This window comes from Bradyrhizobium sp. 139 (genome assembly GCF_023074175.1).
GTDB lineage: Bacteria > Pseudomonadota > Alphaproteobacteria > Rhizobiales > Xanthobacteraceae > Bradyrhizobium.
Genome location: NZ_JADPKS010000051.1, coordinates 97,869 through 120,364 on the forward strand (window position 1 = coordinate 97,869; position 22,496 = coordinate 120,364).

Consider the following 22,496-nt stretch of genomic DNA (forward strand, 5'->3'; position numbering starts at 1 on the left):
TAGGGCGGCGGCCAAACACCGATTCGCTGAGCACCTTTGAAGTACGAGCGGACCAGACCAGCCGATGCCAGTAACACTCCTCGACCTGATCCTGCTCGGTGTGATGCTGATCTCGGGCCTGCTCGCCATGGTCCGCGGCTTCATGCGCGAAATCCTCTCGATCGCGGCCTGGGGTACGGCGGCGATCGTGACGCTGTACTCCTTCTCGAAGCTGCTGCCGACCGCAAAGACCTATTTCAACAACGACACTGTCGCGAGCGTGGTCGTCGTCGCAGGCGTGTTCGTGGGTACCCTGGTCGTGGTCTCCGTGATTACGGTCCGGATTTCCGACATGATCCTGGATTCGCGGATCGGGGCGCTGGACCGCACCCTGGGCTTCCTGTTCGGGCTGGCCCGCGGGCTTTTGATCGTCGTGGTCGCCTTCCTGTTCTTCACCTGGCTGGTGCCGGACAAGCAGCGCCCGGACTGGGTCACGGGGGCCAAGTCCCGCGTGGTGCTCCAGGGAACCGGGGATTGGCTGATGGCCCTCTTGCCGGATGACCCCGAGAACACCATCTTGAAGAGATTCAAGAAAAACAAACCAGATGATGATCAAGCTGATTCCGAGCAACAGCCTGCGGGCAGCGGCGACGGATACAGTAAACCGGCTCGTGACAGCCTCAAAAAGCTGATCGAGAAACCTGCGGCGCGTTGATTAGGCCCCAAAGAGAGGCGCGGACGAGATGCGACACCCTGACCAGGACGCCCAGCTTGATCTCGATCCAAAGGCCGGTTTGAGTCCGGCCGCGCTGGAGCTTCAGGACGATCTGGAAGGGGATACGCTGCGCGAGGAATGCGGCGTATTCGGCATCTACGGTCACCCGGACGCCGCCGCCATCACGGCGCTCGGCCTCCACGCCCTCCAGCACCGCGGCCAGGAGGCCGCCGGCATCGTCTCCTACGACGGCAACCGCTTTCATTCCGAACGTCGCCTCGGCCTCGTCGGCGACACCTTCTCCCGCCGCGAGGTGATCGACCGCCTGCCCGGCACTGTCGCGGTCGGCCATGTCCGCTATTCCACCACCGGTGCCACCATCCTGCGCAACGTGCAGCCGCTGTTCGCCGAACTCAATGCCGGCGGCCTTGCGGTTGCCCATAACGGCAATCTCACCAACGGCCTGACGCTGCGCCGCGAACTCGTGAAGAACGGCGCGATGATGCAGTCGACCACCGACACCGAGGTGATCCTGCATCTGGTCGCGCGCTCCAGGCGCAGCCGCTTCATCGAACGCTATGTCGACGCGCTGCGTGAGATCGAAGGCGCCTATGCGCTGGTCTCGCTGACCAACAAGAAGCTGGTCGGCGCGCGCGATCCGCGCGGCATCCGCCCCCTGGTGCTCGGCGACCTCGACGGCTGCCCAATCCTGACCTCGGAGACCTGCGCACTCGACATCATCGGTGCGCGCTTCGTCCGCGACATCGAGCCGGGCGAAGTCATCGTGTTCGACGAGAACGGCCAGGACATCCACAAGCCGTTCCCGCCGATGGCGCCGCGCCCCTGCATCTTCGAATACATCTACTTCTCCCGTCCGGATTCCATCGTCCACGGCCGCTCGGTCTACGAGGTGCGCAAGGCCTTCGGTGCGCAGCTCGCGCGCGAGAGCCATGTGCCGATCGACGTCGTGGTGCCGGTGCCGGATTCCGGCGTGCCTGCCGCGGTCGGCTACAGCCAGCATTCCGGCGTGCCATTCGAGCTCGGCATCATCCGCAACCACTATGTCGGCCGCACCTTCATTCAGCCGACGCAGGCGATCCGCGAATCCGGCGTGCGCATGAAGCATTCGGCCAACCGCGCCGCGATCGAAGGCAAGCGCATCATCCTGATCGACGATTCGCTGGTGCGCGGCACCACATCGAGGAAGATCGTGCGCATGATGCGCGACGCCGGTGCGAAGGAAGTGCATTTCCGTCTCGCTTCGCCCCCGATCCTCTATCCCGACTATTACGGCATCGATCTTCCCGACCGCGGCGGCCTTCTCGCGGCGACGCATTCGCTCGAGGAGATGCGCGAGGTCATCGGCGCCGACTCGCTCGCCTTCCTGTCGATCGACGGCATGTACCGCGCCATGGGCGAGCCCGGCCGCGATCCGGCCAATCCGAAGTTCTCGGATCACTGCTTCACCGGGGCGTATCCGACCCACCTCACCGACCAGGCCCAGACCGAGCCGCAGCCGCGGCAATTGTCGCTGCTGGCGGAGGCGAGCTGACGAAGGGGCCTCCAGAGGCCCCTTTTCGTCATGGCCGGGCTTGTCCCGGCCATCCACGTCTGTAATACCCGCCGCAAAGAACGTGGATGCCCGGGACAAGCCCGGGCATGACGGAAGTATTCGACGATGACAAAATCCCTCGCCGACCGCATCGCTCTCGTCACCGGCGCCTCGCGCGGCATCGGCTTCGCCACCGCCAAGGCGCTGGCCAGAGCCGGCGCGCACATCGTCGCGGTCGCGCGCACGCAGGGCGGTCTCGAGGAGCTCGACGACGAGATCCAAAAGGACGGCGGCACCGCCACGCTGGTGCCACTCAATCTCACCGATTCCGACGGCATCGCGCGGCTCGGTGCCGGCTTGCACGAGCGCTATGGCAAGCTCGACATCCTCGTTGGCAATGCCGGCGTGCTCGGCCCCTCGTCGCCGATCGGCCATATCGAGCTGAAGACCTTCAACGACGTGATGGCGGTGAACGTCTCCGCGAACTTCCAGCTGATCCGCTGCATGGAGCCGCTGCTGAGGCAGTCCGATGCCGGCCGCGCCGTGTTCATCACCTCGGGCGCCGCCAACAAGGCCACCGCCTATGTCAGCCCCTATGCCGCCTCCAAGGCCGCGCTGGAGACGCTCGCCCGCGCCTGGGCGCAGGAGACCGCGAACACGCAGCTTCGCGTCAACCTGTTCAACCCGGGCCCGATCCGCACCCGCATGCGCGCGACCCTGATGCCGGGCGAGGATCCGGCAACGCTCGACACACCCGAGCAGGTCGCCGAGTTCATCGTGCCGATGTGCGCGCCGGGCTGGACCGAGACCGGCAAGTTCTACGACTACAAGACGCGCAGCCTGATGAGCTTCCGCTCGCCTGCCTGATTGACTTGAGGGCCTCCCCGCGATTGACTGCCGCGCTCAAGCGGCAGCAAGCCGCACGTCAAAAAGGGAGGTTGCCATGGCGCCTTGGCATGATCGCGCAGGCGTTGGCCGTGCGCTCGCAAGAGTCTCTCACGTCTTCTCCGTCCTGATCGCAGCCATCGCGTTTGCGCTTCCGGGCGCGGCAACCGCCGGCGACGTCCCGACCTTCGCGGTCGATCCATCCTGGCCAAAGCCGCTGCCGAACAACTGGATCCTCGGCCAGGTCGGCGGCATCACCGTCGACTGGCAGGGGCATATCTGGGTGATCCATCGCCCGCGCTCGCTCACCGACGACGAGAAAGGCGCAAGCCTCAACCCGCCGCGCTCGAAATGCTGCGTGTCGGCGCCGCCCGTGCTCGAATTCGACACCGACGGCAATCTGCTGCGGTCCTGGGGCGGTCCGGGCGAAGGCTACGAATGGGTCGGCCGCGAGCACGGCATCGAGGTCGACGAACGCGGCTTCGTCTGGGTCGGCGGCAATGCCGACAACGACAACGCGATCCTGAAGTTCACGCTCGACGGCAAGTTCGTCGCCCAGATCGGCAAGATCGCGCCGAGCCTCGGCAGCAACGACACCACGCAGCTCGGCAAGCCCGCCGAGACCGCGATCGACAAGGAGGCGAACGAGATCTACGTCGCCGACGGCTATGGCAACCGCCGCGTGATCGTGTTCGATGCAACGACGCTCGCCTACAAGCGGCACTGGGGCGCCTATGGCAACAAGCCTGATGACAGCAAGCAGGCCCCGTACGATCCCAAGGCGCCGGTCGCGCAGCAATTCGCCAATCCCGTCCACTGCGTGAAGCTTGCCAATGACGGTCTCGTCTATGTCTGCGACCGCATCAACAACCGCATCCAGGTGTTCAAAAAAGACGGCACCTTCGTGAAGGAGTTCTTCTTCGAGAAGAACACCCTTGGCAACGGCGCGGTGTGGGACATCGCGATCTGGCCCGATCCGAAGCAGACCTGGCTGCTCGGCGCCGACGGCGAGAACAACGAGATCAGGGTCATCAAACGCGACGACGGCAGCGTGGTCGGCAGCTTCGGCCATAACGGCCGCAATGCCGGGCAATTCCACTGGGTGCATGCGATGGCGATCGACGCCAAGGGTAACGTCTATACCGCCGAGGTCGACACCGGAAAGCGCATCCAGAAATTCAAGCTGACGTCGGACGCGCTCAAATAGCGTCTCAGCGCATTTTGCCCAAAAGTTAACCGACGGATGACGCTACGACGCAGCGTCATCCGGCTTTAGGCGCATTGCCGCCGGCCGTGGGACACGGTAGAGCCATCAGCCGGAACAAGGCTCCACAAGAGAGCCGTCCGCATATTTGACAATGGAGGAAACCTTTCATGACAACGACGTTCGCGCGCCGCTCCGCGACCCTGCTTGCCTGTGCCGCTTTCGGTTTTGCAACATCCGCCTACGCCCAGGACAAGTCCGTCAAGATCGGCGTGCTCAACGACATGTCCAGCCTTTACGCCGACATCGGCGGCCCGAACTCCGTGGTCGCAATCAAGATGGCGGTCGAGGATTCCGGCCTGCTCAAGAAGGGCTGGAAGATCGACGTGTTGAGCGGCGATCACCAGAACAAGCCCGATGTCGGCGTCAATATCGCCCGGCAGTGGATCGACAACGATAAGGTCGATGCGATCGCGGATACGCCGAACTCCGGCGTCGCGCTGGCGGTCAGCAACCTCGTCAAGGAAAAGAATGCGGTGCTGCTGAATTCCGGTGCCGCCTCTGCCGACTTGACCGGCAAGGCCTGCACGCCGAATACGGTCTCCTATACCTACGACACCTACATGCTGGCCAATGGCACCGGCAAGGCGCTGACCAAGGCCGGCGGCAATACCTGGTTCTTTCTTACCGCCGATTATGCCTTCGGCCATGCGCTGGAACGCGACACCACGGCGGTCGTGACCGCGAATGGCGGAAAGGTGCTGGGCAGCGTCAAGCATCCGATCAACAGCTCGGACTTCTCGTCATTCCTGCTGCAGGCGCAATCGTCCAAGGCCAAGGTGGTCGGCCTCGCCAATGCCGGCGGCGACACCACGAACTCGATCAAGCAGGCGGCAGAATTCGGCATCGTATCCGGCGGCCAGAAGCTCGCGGCGCTGCTGCTGTTCATCAACGACGTGCATTCGCTGGGGCTAAAGACCGCGCAGGGCCTGACCTTCACGGAGTCTTTCTACTGGGACATGAACGAGCAGACCCGCGCCTGGTCGAAGCGCTTCTCGGCTCTGGCCAGCAAGAACGCGATGCCGTCGATGACCCAGGCCGGCAACTACGCGATGGTGCTGCACTATCTGAAGGCGATGGAAGCGCTCGGCGGCAATCCGCACGACGGCGCCAAGGTGGTCGCCAAGATGAAGGAGCTTCCGACCGACGATCCGCTGTTCGGCAAGGGCCCGCTGCGCGAGGACGGACGCCGTCTCATTCCGGCCTACCTGTTCGAGGTGAAGAAGCCCGAGGAATCGAAAGGCCCGTGGGACTACTACAAGCAGATCGCCACCATCCCGGCGGAAGATGCAGCCAAGCCGCTCAAGGACAGCGAGTGCCCGCTGGTGAAGAAGTGACCGCGTAGCGGTCGCGCACAAGCTCCACAACGACATGCCCGGGCTTTGTCCCGGGCATTCATTTTTGGGGACTGCACAAGGGACAAGCGTACCGGCGGGCAAGGCGCCGCTCGCGCCATTTCTCTACATCGCCTCTCTACAACGCGGACGCGCGCTTCTTACCAAGCATAGCGCACCACGCCCTTTCCGGAGTAGCTTGAGGTGACGTTCGAGAACTCACCCTCGAAGGTCCCGGCGAGCGAGAAACCGTTCAGCCATTTCGCCTCGGCAGTTGCCGAAGTGAGGGCGGCGTCTCGCGCGGGCGATGCACCGCCCACGACTAAGGATGCGCCCGGCAACGCCTGGAAGGTGGCGGCGATGCTGCGATCGATATCGTAGTCGTGTGCCCAGCCGAAGCGGCCGCGCAGCGTGAGGATCACCCCCGGCAATGCCAACGATCGGTCGGTGCGGAATCCCAATTCGGAGCGCGGCGAGGTAGCGGTCTTGGCCGCATAGGCCAGCGCAAACGTGTTAGCACCGACGATGGCCCGTTCGGCATAGCCCGGCAGCTCGAAGGTTGCGAATTGCGCGGCGGCATAGGGTGTAAGGCCGATGCCGGCCCACGCGGTGATGAAGCGATAGCCGCCCTCGATACGACCCGCCCACGCATTGGCGTTGAACTGCGCACGCAACTGGTCACTGCCCGCAATCGTGACCGTCCGGTTCGTCGTGACATCCTGCCAGCCATAGGCCAGAGCGCCGGAGAAGTACGCGGCGCCGGCCGCATGACAAACGAATGCGCCGGCCTGGAACAGGTCGGAGCGCCCCGAACCGAGACCGTTGGCGACGACGAAGTTGGAGCCGCCGCCGGCCAGGGCGAACCCGACCTGCGTGAATGGAGAGATCCGATAGTCAGCGCCGACGGCCGTGCCAGCGATGCGGCTGGTGGACGTGTTCGATCCCTGTACGGCATTGCCGTCGGTGGTCTGCGAGCCCCCATAGCCCGCGCCCCACACGCTCCAGCGTTCGCCGAAACCGATAGCGCCCGGCGCCTTGGCGATCATGGCGTAGGCGTCACGCTCGGCACCAGGCCGGCGGCGACCGCCGGCACAGCTATCGGCGGCTCTCTCTTTCCCGAATGAAACGACCGTTGGTGCGGTCCCGTCGCGGCCCGCGGCGAACGGATCGGCCAGCAAATTGACGAAGAGGTTCATCGCGTCGAACGTTGTCTGCTGCGAACCTGTCGCCAGCTCGCCTGAAGCCTGTGTCAGGTTTGCCGGGACATTGCCGGCGAAGATACCGCCAAACGCCGAAGGAACGCTGCCGAAGGAATTCAACGCCTTGTCCAGTGCGGTGGCAACGGCTCGCTGGTTGATGTTGAGGCCGGCAATCTCCCCAAGGCCCGAGCCCAGAACAAGCTGCACCGTGCCGCCCGAATAGGTCAGCGAACCCGATATTCCCGTCGGCGTCGCCACCGAATCAAAGCGCGAACCGTTCAGCGAACCCGCGGTCAGGATGGTATAGGGCGAATTGAACCGCAAGGTGCCGTTGGCGAGCGCAACCTGAACCGTCCCGGCCAACGTCGCCGCCCCCGTCACATTGGTGAGGTCGGAAGCCGCCGACGACACTTGCACGAGGTAGGTCGCGGCGCCCGTGAACACGAGGCTGCCCTGAACATCGATAGCGCCGATCGAGTTGCCTGGAGACAGAATGCCGCCGTTGACGACGGTATTGCCGACGATGCCGTTGCCGCCCAACGTGCCGCTGGCATTGACAACGAGATTGGCGGCCGACGCGATACTGCCGTTCACGATCAGCGCGCCGCCGCCGACATTGACATCACCCGAGAACGAACCGGTGCCGGTCAGCGTCCAGACTGAATCGTCGATCTTGTTGAAGGTCGCGAACCCCCGATACTGGGCGGCCGCACCCAACGCGCTGACATCGAAGGTCGCCGCACCGCTGCCCCCAAGTTGGAACGTATCACTGCCTCCACCGAGCACGTTGCCCGATATGCCCGATCCCGGCGCGAGCGTGAGAACGTTGCCGCTACCGGCAAACTGGATCGCGGCCGTTCCTCCAGTGATAGTCCCCGCATTGAACACGGTGGATCCGCCCGTGCCCGCATAGATGCCGTTGCCCGCAAGGCCGGAAATGGAGCCGTAGTTGGTGACCGAGACGGACCCGAGACTGGCGCGGACGCCTGTGTCGCCGCCACTGATCTGCGCGCCGGCATTGTTGGTCACCACCGCACTCGTCTCGGCGCGAATGGCGTAGCCAAAGCCACCGACACTTATGTTTCCGGAATTGACGACGGTTGCGATGCCATTGCTGGCGTAGATCCCGTTGTTGATCAGGCTCGTGATCTGCGCGCCAACGCCGTTGGTGACACTGATATCGGCAAAGGCATAGATAGCGGTGTAGTTGAGACCGGCAATGGTCCCCAGGTTGGTCACGTGGGCAGAGCCCAGATCGGCCACCATTCCACCGCTCACACTTCCACTGACGCCGTTCGTCATCGTCAGATTGGCTTGCGCAGAGACTGCAATACCGGTCGTGCTTGAGATTGTGCCGTAATTTGTCGCCGTGATCGATCCGCTGTTGGTGCGGAGGGCATCCGTGGCACCGGTAATGGTTCCAGTGGCCGCGTTGGTGACGTCCATATTGCCGGTTGCCTCCAGACCATAGTTGGCGGTGCCGTTAATCGTGCCGGCGTTGGTGACATTCAACAATTGGTTAGCCTGGACACCGGTGATCCCGCCGGAAATCAGGCCGCCCGCAGCGTTGGAGACGATCCCCGCCCCGTAGGCAATGACACCGTAAGAAGCGCCGATGATGTTGCCGGCATTGGTGACATTCCCGACAGCGGAATAGCCGGAATTGACGCCGAGATCGCCGGTGATGACGCCGCCGACATTGTTGGTAACCGTGGCATTGACAAAGGCGAATACGCCAATGTTCGCGTTGCCCGTGATCGTGCCGGAGTTGACGACAGTCACACTGCCATTGTTCGAGCCGACGCCGGATACGGCCGTGCCGGTGATGATGGCGCCGGTATTGTTGGTGACGGTGAGGTCATTTTGAGAGAAGACACCGTTCGTTGCGCCGGTGATGGTTCCCGAATTGCTGACCGTCGCGCTGCCGATATTGATTCCGCTATTCGCGCTGCCCGTGACAGCGGCACCGCTCATAACATTGATGGCAATGCCGGTCTGATTGCCCGTCCCGTAACCGGCGGTCCCGTTCTGATCAGTCGTCACGCCCAAGCATGTAACGGTCGTGCCCGGCGGAGGATTGGGGCTATTGTCGGCAGCCGGTGAACAGGTCGCATACGCCCGACCCATCAGAGCCAACGTGACGGAAGCCGTGATCGCAATTGCAGCGGCGGTTCGCCAAATCACCAAGCGCAGCCGAGGAAAACACCATATCCGAACCGGCGGGCGCGTCATTTGAATGGCTTGCTTCCGAGACGTCGGCGGCCCCGGCTTTCAATTGGCAAAAAAAGAAGCAATGGATTTATTTAATATGCTAAGCATCTCCGCCGAAAGGCTCCATGCACGCAAGTCTGGCGCGATTCAGACGAATCGGAACCTCTGTTGCGAATTGGCGACAGTCGAAACCGCACTCTACGCGGCAACCAGTCTGGCGCGAGCATGTCGAGCAGGATGGTGACGAAGATGAAGGCGACCGCGCCGGACCGGCGCAGCGCCCTGCGCCATCGCCTCGCCGGCATCGTTGCTCACGACAATCGCTTGCGCTTGTGGGCGAAGGGGTTGGCCTTCTCGCGCAAGGTGATGCGCACCGGCGTACCCGGCAGCTCAAAGTTCTCGCGCATGGAATTGATCAGATAGCGCAAATACGACTGCGGCACCGCATCCGCGCGCGAGCAGAACAGCACGAAGCTCGGCGGCCGCGCCTTTGTCTGGGTGATATAGTTCAGCTTCAGCCTGCGGCCCGATACCGCGGGCGGAGGATTGGCCTGGACCGCCTGCTCGAACCAGCGGTTCAGCGCCGAGGTCGACACGCGCCTGTTCCACAGCGCGTAGGCGTCCTGGATCGCCTGCATCAGCCGATCGATGCCCTCGCCCATCAGGCCGGAGACGGCGACGATCGGCACGCCCTTGACCTGCGGGAGCAGGTGGTCGGCATCCCTGCGCAAGCCCGAGATCGCGCCGCCGCCCTTGCTTTCCATCAGGTCCCATTTGTTGACGGCGAGCACGACGGCGCGGCCTTCGCGCTCGATCAAATCGGCGATGCGGAGGTCCTGCTCCTCGAAGCGGTTCTGCGCATCCATCATCATCACGACGACTTCCGCAAAGCGCACCGCGCGCAGCGCATCCGCAACCGAGAGCTTTTCCAGCTTCTCCTCGATACGAGACCTGCGGCGCAGGCCGGCGGTGTCGAACACGCGAAACTCACGGCCCTTCCAGATGAGCTCGACCGCGATGGAATCGCGCGTGGTGCCGGCCTCCGGGCTGGTCAGCAGCCGCTCCTCGCCGAGCAGATGGTTGATGAAGGTCGACTTGCCGGCATTGGGCCGACCGACGATGGCGACCCGGATCGGGCGCGTCGCGGCCTCCTCCTCCGTCAGCGGCTCGTCGTCCTCGTCCTCATCTTCGTCGACGGGCTCCGGCATCAGCTTGCTGAGCGCGTCGTAAAGCTCGCCCATGCCCTCGCCGTGCTCGGCCGAGATCTGGATGGGATCGCCGAGACCCAACGCAAAGGCCTCCATCGCGCCGGCATCGCCGTGCTTGCCCTCGCTTTTGTTGGCGACCAGTAGCACCGGCTTGTTGGCGCGGCGTGCGAAGTCGGCGAAGGCGCGATCAGTGGGCGTGAGGCCGGCGCGGGCGTCGACCACGAAGAACAGCGCGTCGGCCTGCGCGATCGCGGCCTCGGTCTGCTCCTGCATGCGCGCGGTCAGCGAGCCCTTGGCGCCCTCGTCGAGGCCGGCGGTATCGATGATGGTAAATTCGAGGTCGCCGAGCCTGGCCTCGCCTTCGCGGCGGTCGCGGGTGACGCCCGGCAGGTCATCGACGAGCGCGAGCTTCTGCCCAACCAGGCGGTTGAACAGCGTCGACTTGCCGACATTGGGTCGGCCGATAATAGCAATCGTGAAGGACATCGGTCATTCGTGCGCTGCGAAGGCCGCGCCTGTCAATGTAATGAAGTGATCAGCGCGAGAAGCTGCCGCTCGGCATCGGCGCCGGGAAAGCTCCCTGCGATTGCTGCTGGGTGGTCTGGGTTGGTTGCGTCTGCTGGACGGGCTGATCCGGTGGCGGCGCGGTGGTGCGCTTGCGGACGATCTTCTGCTTGGGCGCAGGAGCGGCCGTGGGCGGCGCGGCCTCCGGCTGGGCCTCGCCGTCGACTTCGCCGGCAGGCGCCTCGGCTGGAGCGACCGCGGCAGCGGATGGCTGCTTCGACTTCTTCGCCTTGGCCCCCTTGGCCGATTTCGCCGGCTCTGGCGGCGGTTCCGCGGGCAAAGCCGCAACGGCAGGTCCGTTCGGATCCGGCTGCTGCTGCGCGCCCTTGTACATCTCCCGCGGCACGCCCTGCTCGAGGCCCGGAACGCCCTCGGGGAAGACCGGCTTGCGGTCGCCCGGCAGCTTCTTCTTGGTGTCGAGGAAGTCGAGCATGTCGCTTGGATCGAAGCTGGAGCAGCCGCCCAGGATGCCCGTGAAGGCGATCAGGACGGCGGCTGCGATCAAGCGTGGCGTGCGGCGCATCTTGGTGTCTCGTTTACGTCAGAGAGCCGTCATCAGCTTTTGGCAACGGGCGGCAGCAGGGCCTGGAGTGCCTCGGCACGTGAGCGCAAACCAGGCGGCGTTTCGCCATCCTCGGCAATCGCGTCGAGCCATTTGCGGGCCGCGGTCATGTCGTTATTGCGCCAGGCCGACAGCGCCAGCATCTCGCGGGCGCTGTGACGAAAAGTGGACTTGGGCGCAGCGGAGGACTCCAGCCGCTGCTGCATGTCGGCATAGGACGCGCTGTCGACCAGCAAGCCGGCCGCGCGGATCTTCGCCAGATCCTGCCACTCGCCGCCGACGCCGCGATCAGCGGCGATGTCGTCAAACATCTTGGCAGCCGCCTTGGGATCGCGGGGCGCCGCCTCGGCCGCAGCACGCAACCGCGCGAGGGTACGATAGCCCGAGGGAGCCTTGGCGGCGAGCTCGGTGAAGGCGGCCTCGGCCTCGGCGTGCTTGTCCTGGTCGGACAGCTCAGCAGCCTTCTCGAAGGCGGCGCCGGCCTCGGCGGCTTTCTTGCCCTCGAGATACTGATAGCCGCGCCAGCCACCGACGGCGGCCACGACCAGCACCATCAAGGCGATAAAGAAGATCGAATACTTATCCCACAGCTTCTTGAGCTGTTCGCGACGTACTTCCTCGTCGACTTCGTCAAATAATTCAGACACTTATGCTAATCCCATGCCCGTCCGGGTGCGCGCGCCAAAGCGTTCGCGTCAAGAATCCCGTCCCCACGTCGCGGCGAGGTACCCTAACGATATGGCGCTGGCAAGGCAAAGCGAGCCCAATCAAGGCGTTAACCACCCGGGCGAGCCCGGTGACCGCCTGCCCGGCTCAGGCTCCGAAGAGCTCCCGCAGCTGCCGCTTCAGCACCTTGCCATTGGCGTTGCGCGGCAACGGCTCGGCGGTGATCGCCATGGTTTCGGGGACCTTGTAGTCGGACAGCCGCTCCGCACACCAGGCCCGCAAGGCCTCGCTGGCCACCGGCGCGCGCGTCACGACCACGGCGTGGACGCGCTCGCCCAGCACCGGGCACGCCTTGGCAATGATCGCGCTCTCGACCACGGCGGGATGGCCCGCCAGCACGGATTCGACCTCGGCCGAGTAGATCTTCAGTCCGCCGCGATTGATCATGTCCTTCTGCCGGTCGAACACGCGGACAAACCCTTCCGCATCGACCGAGCCGAGATCGCCGGAGTGCCAGAATCCGCCAGTAAAACTTTCGGCCGTGGCCTTCGGGTTATTCCAGTAGCCCCTGATGACGGAGGCGCTCTGGATCCAGAGCTCGCCGATCTCGCCATGCGGCAGCTCGCGCCCATCCGTTCCCATCGCGACAATGCGCGCACCGGGGCACGGCAAGCCGACGCTGTCGATATGGCTCGCCGTCAACTCGCCCGGCATGATCGTCGAGGGCGATGTCGTTTCGGTCGAGCCGTAGCAGTTTGCCAGCTTGAGGCCGGGAATCGTCGCCTTGAGCTTCTCGATCATGGCCACCGGCATCGGCGCACCGCCGAAGCCACCGATGCGCCAGCTCGAGAGATCGTAGCTGCCGAAATCGGGCTGGAGCAGGCAGAGATTGTACATCGCCGGCACCATCACCGTGTAGGTGACGCGCTCGTGCGCGGCGAGCTTGAGATAATCCGCGGCCTTGAACTCCGGCATGATGATCAGCGCGCCGCCGCAGCGGATCATGGTCGTGATGTTGGCGACCACGCCGGTGACATGGCCGAGCGGCACCGCCGCGATCGAGCGGTCCACTTCCGTCAATTGCAGGCAGGAGACGAACACCATCGAGGAGTGGACGATGTTGCAATGAGCCAGCATCGCGCCCTTCGGCTTGCCTGTCGTGCCCGAGGTATAGAGGATCATCGCCGTCTCCTCCTCGCCAACCTCGACCGGCGCCGGTGCCGGTGGATTGTCGGCAAGCGCGGCGAAACCCGACAGGGCCGGATCGCTGTCGATGGCGATGCGGTGGATCACATCGGGCACATCCCGCGCATCGGGCAGCCGCTCGGCGAGCGCCGCTTCGTGGATCAGGATCCTGGCGCCGCAATCGGTGAGGACATAAGCAATTTCCGGCTTCTGCTGGCGTGTGCCGAGCAGCACCGTCACCAGCCCCTCATGCGCGGCGGCAAACAACAGCAGCGGAAATTCGATGCGGTTGCCGAGCAGGATCGCCACGCGGTCGCCGCGCTGCAGGCCGAGCTTGCGAAAACCGGCTGCGATCCGCGCAGCCTGCTCCACCGTCTGCCGCCAGCTCAGCCGTACATTGCCTGAGATCAGCGCTTCGCCATCGGCATTACGGGCGCAAGCGTCCGCGATCATCGCCCACAGGTTCGCCGGCCGGTCGCAGAAGGCCGGCACCACACGATTGCCAAAGCGCGCCTCGAGCCGCATCGGCGGGATCTGAGATTGCGACCAGTCCATCGGGATGCCCTGAGCTTGTTGCTTTGTCACCTTCCGCGCACGGGTGCGCGGCGCTGTCTTGCGCTGATCGGCTGCGGTTACACGCCCACCACGGGAACACCGATCACAACAGGATGGAACGCAAATGCCAGCGCCAGATAGGCTACAACGCCGACCGCGACCGCGATCAGATCATTGGCGACACCGCCCACCGGGATCGGCGGGGCGCCGCCATCGGTGCGACGCTTCAGCGTAATGCGATCATACACCGCCCAGCCCAGGAAGGAGCCGAACAGGATGATGGAGCCGAGATCGCCATTGGCCAAAAGATGCGCAGCCGCCCACAGCTTGATACCGGCCAGCATCGGATGCTTCAGCGTCGCATAGATGCGGCCGCGCAGATATGACGCAACCACCAGGATGACCGCGGGCAGCATCAGCGCGAGCGTGATGTGCTTCAGCGCCTTCGGCGGATACCAGACGTCGATCCAGCCCGTCGCACGGTAGTGGGCGAAGCCCCAGATGATCAACACGAGCCCCGCAAGCGAAGCAAACGAATAAAGGAGCTTGTAGGTCCCCTCGCCCAGTCTTGCGATCGCCTGCGCGCGCGCCTCGCGTTTGGTGGTGAACACATGCACCGAAAAAAACAGCGCAAGCCCCAGGATCATAACCAGCAGACCCACAACATTCTCCCCTCAACCAGCGCCCCGCAATGGCGTATCATCGATTGGCAGCCGGTCGCAACTCTCACTCCTCGTGGTGAGCAGGCGCGTCAGCGCCGTCGCGAAGCATCCGCGCTGCAGCAGAGGGGCCTGCATCCGTAGAGACGCGCGCGAAGAGCGCGCTCCTCAGGATGAGGGGATAGCCCTCAATGGCAGACTACTTGTTGAGCTCCCGGTTATCGACATAGCGGATCGCGATCGGACGCCCCGCCAGAGCGCCGCCAAGACCGGTGCTGAATTTCAATGGCAGGCAGGCGTTCAGCGATGAATTGATGGCGTTGAGATAGGTCGTTCGGGTATCGGCGGGGACGCCCGCGGTCGCATATGTCAGGCGCGGCGGACCGATCAGACCACCCGCCTTGTTGAAGCTGAAGCGCACCGCCATCTGCATGCCTGCGCGCGCGTTGTCTGACGGCGGCGACCAGCAACTGCGCAGCTCGGCGAAGAGGTCGCCGATCGTGTCGAGGTCGCGATCGGGCTTGTGATATTTGGCGCGATCGGCCTCCGCCGGCACGCTTTCAATCGTGAGCTGGAGATTCTGGCCGTAGGGGTAATCGATCTCTGGAATGCAGGGGCCGGGTTCGAGCACGCTGCAATAGGACGGCGTGCAGGGGCGGCTGTCGAGCACGCTGCACGGTTCGTGGGCAAACGGGATCGGATTGATCTGGCGGCGCTGCGCGTCGGCGGCAACGGTCGAGATCGCCAGCAAGAGAAAAATAAGGATGCCGCGCCACATGATGCGAGCTCGCACTGACACGTCAGAAACGTGGCATCGTCCGTGAACGCGTCAAGTCCATGTGCGTTCACATGCTCGCGCGCGAACGGCCGAAGCGCCCCCTACGCCTTCTTCTTCACGTCCTTGACGTTGGTGAACTCGATCCCCTCGGCGCGCTCCCGGGCATAGCCGAGATAGAACTCGTTCCTCGCCAGATACACGGGATCGCCGTCGACATCGTCCGCAATGCTCGATGTGTTGGCTGCGATGAAGGTGTCGAGCTTCTTGCGGTCGTCCGAGGAGACCCAGCGCGCGAGCTGGAACTCGCTGATCTCGAACTCCACTGGCAGCGAATATTCAGCATCGAGCCGTGCCTTCAGCACGTCAAGCTGGAGCGCGCCGACGACACCGACCAGCGCCGGCGCACCGTCGCGCGGGCGGAACACCTGCACCACGCCCTCTTCCGACATCTGCTGAAGCGCTTCCTTCAGCTTTTTCGCCTTCATCGCGTCGGTAAGACGCACGCGGCGGACGATTTCCGGCGCGAAGCTCGGTACGCCGACGAAGGTGAAATCCTCGCCCTCCGTCAGCGTATCGCCAATGCGCAGCGTGCCGTGATTGGGGATGCCGACGACGTCGCCGGCGAAGGCTTCGTCCGCGACCGAACGGTCCTGTGCGAAGAAGAATTGCGGGCTCGACAGCGGCATGCTCTTGCCGGTGCGCACCAGCTTGGCCTTCATGCCGCGGCTTAGTTTTCCAGAGCACAGCCGCGCGAAGGCAATACGGTCGCGGTGGTTCGGATCCATGTTGGCCTGGATCTTGAACACGAAGGCGCTCATGCGCGGATCGGTCGCTTCAATCTTGCGCTGGTCGCTCTCTTGCGCGCGCGGCTCGGGCGCGAATTTGCCGAGGCCTTCCAGGAGGTCGCCGACGCCGAAATTGCGCAGCGCGCTGCCGAAATAGACCGGCGTCAGATGGCCCTCGCGAAACGCAGCGAGCTCGAATGGTTTTGAGGCTTCGGTGACGAGCTCGAGCTCGTCCTTCACCGCGGACAGGTCGAGGTTCGCGTTGAGCTTGCCGAGCTCGGCGATCTCGATCTGCTGCGCTGCGCCGGTTTTGGCGCCGCCGCCTTCGAGCAGGCGCACGCCGCCATTGACGACGTCATACGTGCCGAGGAAGTCGCGGCCGCGGCCGACCGGCCAGGTCATTGGCGTGGTGTCGAGCGCCAGCGTCTTCTCGATCTCGTCGAGCAGCTCGAACACGTCGCGGCTCTCGCGGTCCATCTTGTTGATGAAGGTGATGATCGGGATGTCGCGAAGGCGGCAGACCTCGAACAGTTTTCGGGTGCGCGCCTCGATGCCCTTGGCGGCGTCGATCACCATGACGGCGGAATCGACTGCGGTCAGCGTGCGGTAGGTGTCTTCCGAAAAGTCTTCGTGGCCCGGCGTGTCCAGCAGGTTGAACACGAGGCCCTCGAACTCGAAGGTCATGACCGAGGTCACGACCGAGATGCCGCGCTCGCGCTCGATCTTCATCCAGTCCGAGCGCGTGTTGCGCCGCTCGCCCTTGGCCTTGACCTGGCCTGCCAGATTGATGGCGCCGCCGAACAGCAGCAGCTTCTCGGTCAGCGTGGTCTTGCCGGCATCCGGATGCGAGATGATCGCAAAGGTGCGCCGCCGCGACACTTCAGCGGCAAGCGGGGAACGGGCCGATGATTCGGCTGGAATGGCGATGTCGGACATTGCGGCAGCGTTTGGCAGGGAAAATGGGCTCGGGCAAGCCTCATTTGGTGATTGCGGAGCCCTTCGGCCAGTCCCATATCGGCCTTGGAAGGACGGCCTTCCTGCCGATCAGCACATCAGCCGCGGGGACGACCCTGCCTTGAATGGAGGGTCGTCATGGCCTGGAGCATCCTGTTCGTTGCCGGTCTGCTCGAAATCGCCTGGGCGATCGGTCTCAAATACACCGAAGGCTTTACCAAGCTCGTTCCGTCCGTCCTCACGCTCGCGGCCATGGCCGGCAGCATCCTCCTGCTCGGGTTCGCCCTGAAGACGCTGCCGATTGGAACCGCCTATGCGGTCTGGACCGGCATCGGCGCGGTCGGCACCGCGGCGCTCGGCATCGTCCTGTTCGGCGAGCCCGCCACTGCGTTCCGCCTCGCCAGCATCGGGCTGATCGTCTCCGGCATCATCGGGCTGAAGCTCGTCACCTGACGAAAATCTTGACCGCCCACCAGGACAGCGCCGCGACGATGGCCGAGGCCGGCATCGTGATCACCCAAGCATAGACGATTGAGCTCGCGACGTTCCAGCGCACCGCCGAGAGGCGGCGGGCGGCACCGACGCCGACGATCGCGCCGGTGATGGTGTGGGTGGTCGAGACGGGAACCCCGAGGAAGGTCGCCATGAACAGGGTCGCGGCGCCGCCGGTTTCGGCGCAAAAGCCCTGCATCGGCGTCAGCTTTGTAATCCGCAATCCCATGGTGCGCACAATGCGCCAACCGCCCATCAGCGTTCCCATCGCCATCGCCGCCTGGCACGATAGCACCACCCAGAACGGGACGAAGAATTCGCCGCCGAGATGGCCCTGCGAATAGAGCAGTACGGCGATGATGCCCATGGTCTTCTGCGCGTCGTTGCCGCCATGGCCGAGCGAATAGAGCGAGGCGGAGGCAAATTGCAGGATGCGGAAGGCACGATCCACCGCAAAGGGTGTGGAGCGCACCGAGGCCCAGGAGACGATCGCGACCAGTACCATTGCGAGCAGGAAGCCGACGAGCGGAGACAGCACGATTGCAATCACCGTCTTGGACAATCCGCTCCAGACCGCCGCCGAGAGCCCCGCTTTGGCCACGCCCGCACCGAATAGCCCCCCGATCAATGCGTGAGACGAGGAGGACGGGATGCCGAGCGCCCAGGTGACGAGGTTCCAGACGATGGCGCCGACGAGGGCCGCAAAGATCACCTGGGCATCGACGATCGCCGGATCGATGATGCCGGTGCCGATGGTCTGGGCGACGTGCAGACCGAACACCATGAAGGCGACGAAGTTGAAGAACGCGGCCCAGAACACCGCGAATTGCGGCCGCAGCACGCGGGTCGAGACGATGGTCGCGATCGAATTGGCGGCGTCGTGCAGGCCGTTCAGGAAGTCGAACAGCAGCGCGACGGCAATCAGTCCGACCAGGACGGGAAGACCCAACGCAGCATCCACGGCGCGGCCCCTGCCCTAAACTTGCTCGATGACGATGCTGTTGATCTCGTTCGCAACGTCGTCGAAGCGATCGGCCACTTTTTCGAGATGATCGTAGATCTCGGCACCGACGATGAAATTCATTGCACTGCCGTCGCGATGCTTCAGGAACAACTCCTTCAGCCCGATGTCGTGGAGATCGTCGACGCGGCCTTCCAGCTTGCCCAGCTCTTCCGTGATCGCCGTCAGCATGGCGACGTTCGGACCAATGGTCTGCATCAGCGGCAGCGCACGTCCGACGAGATTGGCACATTCGGTCAAAAGCCCGCCGATCTCCCGCATCGGCGGCTCGAAGGTGCGGACCTCGAACAGCATCACGGCCTTGGCGGTCTGCTGCATCTGGTCGATGGCATCGTCCATCGAGGTGATCAGGTTCTTGATGTCGCCGCGGTCGAACGGGGTGATGAAGGTGCGGCGCACTGCCGTCAGCACCTCACGGGTGATGTTGTCGGCGTCGTTCTCGAACTGGTTGACACGCTGGCAGTAGACCGGCGTCTCCTCGCCCCCGTTGAGCATGCCCCGGAGTGCGATCGAGCCCTGGATCACGGTCTGGGCATGGCGGTCGAACAGGTCGAAGAACCGTTCTTCCTTGGGCAGGAAAGCGCGAAACCATCGCATCATGGGGATAGGCTACCGGTTGGAAATGGCCGGGCCCGAACGGGCCGTCACGAAGCTGTCATAGACCATTTTCGATCCGCGCGCGTGTCATCTCACGCCCGCGAAGCCGGATCATCCACCGCTTTCACGCATCAAATAAGCTCTAGAGAGATCAACAGTTTAGAGCGAGCGCCGCAAGTAATGCGCGATTTCACCGATGACGCCGCGGCGGAAGGTGAGCACGCAGATCACGAAGATCGAGCCCTGGATCACCGTCACCCACTGACCGAAGCCCGCCAGATATTGCTGCATGGCAATGATCGCGAAGGCGCCGACCACCGGCCCGAAGATGGTGCCGAGACCGCCGACGAGCGTCATCAGCACGACTTCGCCGGACATCGACCAGTGTACGTCGGTGAGCGAGGCATTCTGCGCCACGAACACTTTCAGCGAACCGGCGAAGCCGGCCAGCGTGCCCGACAGGACGAAAGCCAGGAACTTGTAGTGGTCGGTCCGGTAGCCGAGCGAGATCGCGCGTTGCTCGTTCTCGCGAATGGACTTCAGGACCTCGCCGAACGGCGAATTGATGATGCGATAGATCAGCAGGAAGCCGGCGAGGAAGCCGACCAGCACGACGTAGTAGAGCACGGTCGGCTTGGTCAGGTCGAACACCCCGAACATGCGGCCCTGCGGGATGCCCTGGATGCCGTCCTCACCATGGGTGAACGGCGCCTGAAGGTAGACGAAATACAGCAGCTGCGACAGCGCCAGCGTGATCATCGAGAAATAGATGCCCTGGCGGCGGATCGAGATGTAGCCGGTGATGATCGAGAGCACGAAAGCGCCGGCGACGCCGACGAGGATACCGAGCTCCGGCGGCAGCGCCCACACCTTCAGCGCATGCGCGCTGCAATAACCGGCGGTCCCCAGGAACATCGCGTGACCGAACGACAGCAGACCGCCATAGCCGATCAGGAGATTGAAGGCACAGGCAAGCAGCGCGAAGCACAGCGCCTGCATCACGAAGAACGGGTAGATGCCGCTGAATGGCACTGCGGCCAGCAGCAGCGCCATCACCACGAACACGATCATCTCGTCGCGAATGGCGCGCGGGGTTACCGGCAGCGTGTCGTCCGTCAAGGCTGTCATATCAGGCCGCCCTTCCCGTCAATCCCGTTGGCTTCACCAAGAGCACCAGCACCATCAGCACGAACACGACGGTGTTGGAGGCCTCGGGGTAGAAATATTTGGTCAGCCCCTCGATCACGCCGAGCGCGAAACCGGTGAGAATGGAGCCCATGATCGATCCCATGCCGCCGATCACGACCACCGCGAACACCACGATGATGAGGTCGGCCCCCATCAGCGGCCGCACCTGGTTGATCGGCGCCGACAGCACGCCGGCGAGCGCGGCCAGACCGACACCGAGACCGTAGGTCAGCGTGATCATGCGCGGCACGTTGATGCCGAAGGCGCGCACCAGCGTCGGGTTCTCGGTCGCGGCGCGCAAATTGGCGCCGAGCCGCGTCTTCTCGATCAGGAACCAGGTCGCGATGCAGACCACGAGCGAAAACACGACGACCCAGCCGCGATAGATCGGCAGGAACATGAAGCCGAGGTTCATGCCGCCCTTGAGCTGATCCGGAATGGCGTAAGGCAGGCCGGACGATCCAAAGTAGTTCTGGAACACGCCCTGCACGATCAGCGCGATTCCGAAGGTCAGGAGCAGGCCGTAGAGGTGATCGAGTCCGGTCAGCCATTGCAGCATGGTCCGTTCCAGGATCATGCCGAAGACGCCGACGACGATCGGCGCGATCAGCAGCGCCCACCAGTAATTGATGCCGCCGAGGCTCAGCAGGAAATAGGCGACGAACGCGCCCATCATGTAGAGCGCACCATGGGCGAAATTGATGATGTTGAGCATGCCGAAGATCACGGCGAGCCCGAGACTGAGCAGCGCGTAGAACGAGCCGTTGATCAGTCCCACGAGTAGCTGAGCGTAAAGAGCCTGCATCGATCCCGCACCCGGTCCCTTCGGCGTTCCCTAGAGCCGCCCGCCGGCTAGCTGCCGGCGGGCGCTATGGTCTTACTTCTTCAAAAGCGCGCACTTGCTCTCGGAGAGCGGCGTGAAGGCCTGATCGCCGGGGACCGAGCCAACCAGCTTGTAGAAGTCCCACGGTCCCTTGGACTCGGAGGGCTTCTTCACCTCGAACAGATAGGCGCTGTGGATGGTGCGGCCGTTGGGCTGGATCTCGCCCTTGCCGAACAGATCGTCTTCCGTTGGCAGCGACTTCATCTTCTCGACGACCTTCACGCCATCATGCGGGTTGCCGCCGAGCGCTTCCAAGGCCTTGAAATAGTGACGCACGCCCGCATAGACGCCGGCCTGCACCATGGTCGGCGGTGCATTGTTCTTCATCTTCTCGGAGAAGCGCTTGGAGAACGCCCGGGTCTGATCGTTCATGTCCCAGTAGAAGGTCTCGGTGAAGTTCAGGCCCTGCGCGGTCTCGAGGCCGATCGCCTTGACGTCAGTGAGGAACAGCAGAAGCGCCGCGAGCTTCTGGCCGCCCTTGACGATGCCGAACTCGGCCGCCTGCTTGATCGTGTTGGTGGTGTCGCCGCCGGCATTGGCGAGGCCGATGATCTTGGCCTTGGAGGCCTGGGCCTGAAGCAGGAAGGACGAGAAGTCCGGCGTGTTCAGCGGATGCTTGACCCCGCCGACCACCTTGCCGCCATTGGCCGTGATGACCGCCGTGGTGTCGCGCTCCAGCGCCGCGCCGAAAGCGTAATCCGCAGTCAGGAAAAACCAGGTGTCGCCACCCGCCTTCACCAGCGCCTGGCCCGTGGTGTGGGCCAGCATGTAGGTGTCGTAGGTCCAGTGCACGGTGTTGGGCGAGCACTGCGCGTTGGTGAGGTCCGAGGTGGCCGCGCCGGAGTTGATGTAGACGCCGTTCTTTTCCTTGACGATGTTGTTGACGGCGAGCGCCACGCCGGAGTTCGGCACGTCGACGATGACGTCGACCTTGTCCACGTCGAACCATTGCCGCGCGATCGCGGTGCCGATATCGGGCTTGTTCTGGTGATCGCCCGAAATGATCTCGATCTTCCAGCCCTTCGCCGCAAGGCCGGAATCTTCAACAGCCATCTGGGCGGCGAGCGTCGAGCCGGGACCGCCGAGGTCGGCATAGAGGCCGGACTGATCGGACAGCGCACCGATCTTGACCGTCTTGTCCTGCGCGAAGGCTGCGCCAGCGGTGGTCACGGCCAACGCCGTGCCGAGCAGAAACGATGCAATCGACTTTGTCTTCATGCTACTTCCCTTGTGAATTTTCTATTGACCGTTTTACTTTTG

The 22,496-nt window shown here is 63.9% G+C and carries 19 protein-coding genes; 6 read left to right on the forward strand and 13 right to left on the reverse strand.

Annotation, left to right across the window (positions count from 1 at the left end; all coding sequences use genetic code 11):
* Nucleotides 1–64 precede the first annotated feature (64 nt).
* From IVA80_RS13670 to IVA80_RS13690, 5 genes are all read left to right on the forward strand, one after another.
* Nucleotides 65–694, forward strand: coding sequence for a CvpA family protein (locus IVA80_RS13670; protein WP_247430389.1), 630 nt, complete (start codon nucleotides 65–67; stop codon nucleotides 692–694).
* A gap of 28 nt (nucleotides 695–722) precedes the next feature.
* Nucleotides 723–2,246 carry an amidophosphoribosyltransferase gene (purF, locus tag IVA80_RS13675; RefSeq protein WP_247430392.1) on the forward strand — a complete coding sequence of 508 codons (1,524 nt, stop codon included), beginning with the start codon at nucleotides 723–725 and terminating at the stop codon, nucleotides 2,244–2,246.
* 126 nt (nucleotides 2,247–2,372) lie between these two features.
* Nucleotides 2,373–3,113, forward strand: coding sequence for an SDR family NAD(P)-dependent oxidoreductase (locus IVA80_RS13680; protein WP_247430395.1), 741 nt, complete (start codon nucleotides 2,373–2,375; stop codon nucleotides 3,111–3,113).
* 76 nt (nucleotides 3,114–3,189) lie between these two features.
* Nucleotides 3,190–4,338, forward strand: coding sequence for a hypothetical protein (locus IVA80_RS13685; RefSeq protein WP_247430400.1), 1,149 nt, complete (start codon nucleotides 3,190–3,192; stop codon nucleotides 4,336–4,338).
* Nucleotides 4,339–4,505: 167 nt separating this feature from the next.
* Nucleotides 4,506–5,732 (forward strand): ABC transporter substrate-binding protein, encoded by a 1,227-nt coding sequence (locus IVA80_RS13690; RefSeq protein WP_247430403.1) that lies wholly within the window; start codon nucleotides 4,506–4,508, stop codon nucleotides 5,730–5,732.
* 158 nt (nucleotides 5,733–5,890) lie between these two features.
* Here IVA80_RS13690 and IVA80_RS38585 read toward each other — a convergent pair whose 3' ends face one another.
* The 8 genes from IVA80_RS38585 to IVA80_RS13730 all read right to left on the reverse strand — a co-directional run bounded on the left by IVA80_RS38585 (nucleotide 5,891) and on the right by IVA80_RS13730 (nucleotide 17,037).
* Nucleotides 5,891–8,971 (reverse strand): autotransporter domain-containing protein, encoded by a 3,081-nt coding sequence (locus IVA80_RS38585; protein ID WP_247430407.1) that lies wholly within the window; start codon nucleotides 8,969–8,971, stop codon nucleotides 5,891–5,893.
* Nucleotides 8,972–9,450: 479 nt separating this feature from the next.
* Nucleotides 9,451–10,833, reverse strand: a complete 1,383-nt coding sequence (der, locus tag IVA80_RS13700; RefSeq protein ID WP_247430410.1) for a ribosome biogenesis GTPase Der — start codon at nucleotides 10,831–10,833, stop codon at nucleotides 9,451–9,453.
* A 49-nt stretch (nucleotides 10,834–10,882) separates the two neighbouring features.
* The gene (locus IVA80_RS13705; RefSeq protein WP_247430413.1) at nucleotides 10,883–11,434 is read right to left on the reverse strand and encodes a hypothetical protein; all 552 of its coding nucleotides are present in this window, start codon (nucleotides 11,432–11,434) and stop codon (nucleotides 10,883–10,885) included.
* A gap of 32 nt (nucleotides 11,435–11,466) precedes the next feature.
* A complete protein-coding gene (locus IVA80_RS13710) occupies nucleotides 11,467–12,120 on the reverse strand; it encodes a tetratricopeptide repeat protein (protein ID WP_247430416.1) in 654 nt (217 codons plus the stop codon).
* 166 nt (nucleotides 12,121–12,286) lie between these two features.
* Nucleotides 12,287–13,879 carry a class I adenylate-forming enzyme family protein gene (locus tag IVA80_RS13715; RefSeq protein ID WP_247430652.1) on the reverse strand — a complete coding sequence of 531 codons (1,593 nt, stop codon included), beginning with the start codon at nucleotides 13,877–13,879 and terminating at the stop codon, nucleotides 12,287–12,289.
* A gap of 77 nt (nucleotides 13,880–13,956) precedes the next feature.
* Nucleotides 13,957–14,541: an NnrU family protein gene (locus tag IVA80_RS13720; RefSeq protein ID WP_247430419.1), complete on the reverse strand. Its 585-nt coding sequence runs from the start codon at nucleotides 14,539–14,541 to the stop codon at nucleotides 13,957–13,959.
* Nucleotides 14,542–14,737: 196 nt separating this feature from the next.
* Complete coding sequence (locus IVA80_RS13725) at nucleotides 14,738–15,316, reverse strand: hypothetical protein (protein ID WP_247430422.1); 579 nt, start codon at nucleotides 15,314–15,316, stop codon at nucleotides 14,738–14,740.
* 101 nt (nucleotides 15,317–15,417) lie between these two features.
* Nucleotides 15,418–17,037, reverse strand: coding sequence for a peptide chain release factor 3 (locus IVA80_RS13730; protein ID WP_247430425.1), 1,620 nt, complete (start codon nucleotides 17,035–17,037; stop codon nucleotides 15,418–15,420).
* Nucleotides 17,038–17,193: 156 nt separating this feature from the next.
* Here IVA80_RS13730 and sugE point away from each other — a divergent pair, with 156 nt between their 5' ends.
* A complete protein-coding gene (gene sugE / locus IVA80_RS13735) occupies nucleotides 17,194–17,508 on the forward strand; it encodes a quaternary ammonium compound efflux SMR transporter SugE (RefSeq protein ID WP_247430428.1) in 315 nt (104 codons plus the stop codon).
* Here sugE and IVA80_RS13740 read toward each other — a convergent pair.
* The 5 genes from IVA80_RS13740 to IVA80_RS13760 form a co-directional block, all read right to left on the reverse strand.
* Nucleotides 17,501–18,508 (reverse strand): inorganic phosphate transporter, encoded by a 1,008-nt coding sequence (locus tag IVA80_RS13740; RefSeq protein ID WP_247430431.1) that lies wholly within the window; start codon nucleotides 18,506–18,508, stop codon nucleotides 17,501–17,503. The genes sugE and IVA80_RS13740 overlap by 8 nt on opposite strands.
* Nucleotides 18,509–18,523: 15 nt before the next feature.
* Entirely contained in the window at nucleotides 18,524–19,168 is a 645-nt protein-coding gene (locus IVA80_RS13745; protein WP_247430434.1) for a DUF47 domain-containing protein, read from the reverse strand.
* A gap of 156 nt (nucleotides 19,169–19,324) precedes the next feature.
* A complete protein-coding gene (locus IVA80_RS13750) occupies nucleotides 19,325–20,293 on the reverse strand; it encodes a branched-chain amino acid ABC transporter permease (RefSeq protein ID WP_247430439.1) in 969 nt (322 codons plus the stop codon).
* A 1-nt stretch (nucleotide 20,294) separates the two neighbouring features.
* Nucleotides 20,295–21,158 (reverse strand): branched-chain amino acid ABC transporter permease, encoded by an 864-nt coding sequence (locus IVA80_RS13755; protein ID WP_247430442.1) that lies wholly within the window; start codon nucleotides 21,156–21,158, stop codon nucleotides 20,295–20,297.
* 72 nt (nucleotides 21,159–21,230) lie between these two features.
* Nucleotides 21,231–22,454, reverse strand: coding sequence for an ABC transporter substrate-binding protein (locus IVA80_RS13760; protein WP_247430447.1), 1,224 nt, complete (start codon nucleotides 22,452–22,454; stop codon nucleotides 21,231–21,233).
* Nucleotides 22,455–22,496: the final 42 nt, after the last annotated feature.

Coding starts and splice junctions, on each gene's coding strand:
- IVA80_RS13725 (WP_247430422.1), bottom strand. CDS start 15,316: ATGTGGCGCGGCATCCTTATTTTTCTCTTGCTGGCGATCTCGACCGTT.
- IVA80_RS13685 (WP_247430400.1), top strand. CDS start 3,190: ATGGCGCCTTGGCATGATCGCGCAGGCGTTGGCCGTGCGCTCGCAAGA.
- IVA80_RS13680 (WP_247430395.1), top strand. CDS start 2,373: ATGACAAAATCCCTCGCCGACCGCATCGCTCTCGTCACCGGCGCCTCG.
- IVA80_RS13760 (WP_247430447.1), bottom strand. CDS start 22,454: ATGAAGACAAAGTCGATTGCATCGTTTCTGCTCGGCACGGCGTTGGCC.
- IVA80_RS13670 (WP_247430389.1), top strand. CDS start 65: ATGCCAGTAACACTCCTCGACCTGATCCTGCTCGGTGTGATGCTGATC.
- IVA80_RS13705 (WP_247430413.1), bottom strand. CDS start 11,434: ATGCGCCGCACGCCACGCTTGATCGCAGCCGCCGTCCTGATCGCCTTC.
- purF (WP_247430392.1), top strand. CDS start 723: ATGCGACACCCTGACCAGGACGCCCAGCTTGATCTCGATCCAAAGGCC.
- IVA80_RS13715 (WP_247430652.1), bottom strand. CDS start 13,879: ATGGACTGGTCGCAATCTCAGATCCCGCCGATGCGGCTCGAGGCGCGC.
- der (WP_247430410.1), bottom strand. CDS start 10,833: ATGTCCTTCACGATTGCTATTATCGGCCGACCCAATGTCGGCAAGTCG.
- IVA80_RS13755 (WP_247430442.1), bottom strand. CDS start 21,158: ATGCAGGCTCTTTACGCTCAGCTACTCGTGGGACTGATCAACGGCTCG.
- IVA80_RS13745 (WP_247430434.1), bottom strand. CDS start 19,168: ATGATGCGATGGTTTCGCGCTTTCCTGCCCAAGGAAGAACGGTTCTTC.
- IVA80_RS13690 (WP_247430403.1), top strand. CDS start 4,506: ATGACAACGACGTTCGCGCGCCGCTCCGCGACCCTGCTTGCCTGTGCC.
- IVA80_RS13750 (WP_247430439.1), bottom strand. CDS start 20,293: ATGACAGCCTTGACGGACGACACGCTGCCGGTAACCCCGCGCGCCATT.
- sugE (WP_247430428.1), top strand. CDS start 17,194: ATGGCCTGGAGCATCCTGTTCGTTGCCGGTCTGCTCGAAATCGCCTGG.
- IVA80_RS13730 (WP_247430425.1), bottom strand. CDS start 17,037: ATGTCCGACATCGCCATTCCAGCCGAATCATCGGCCCGTTCCCCGCTT.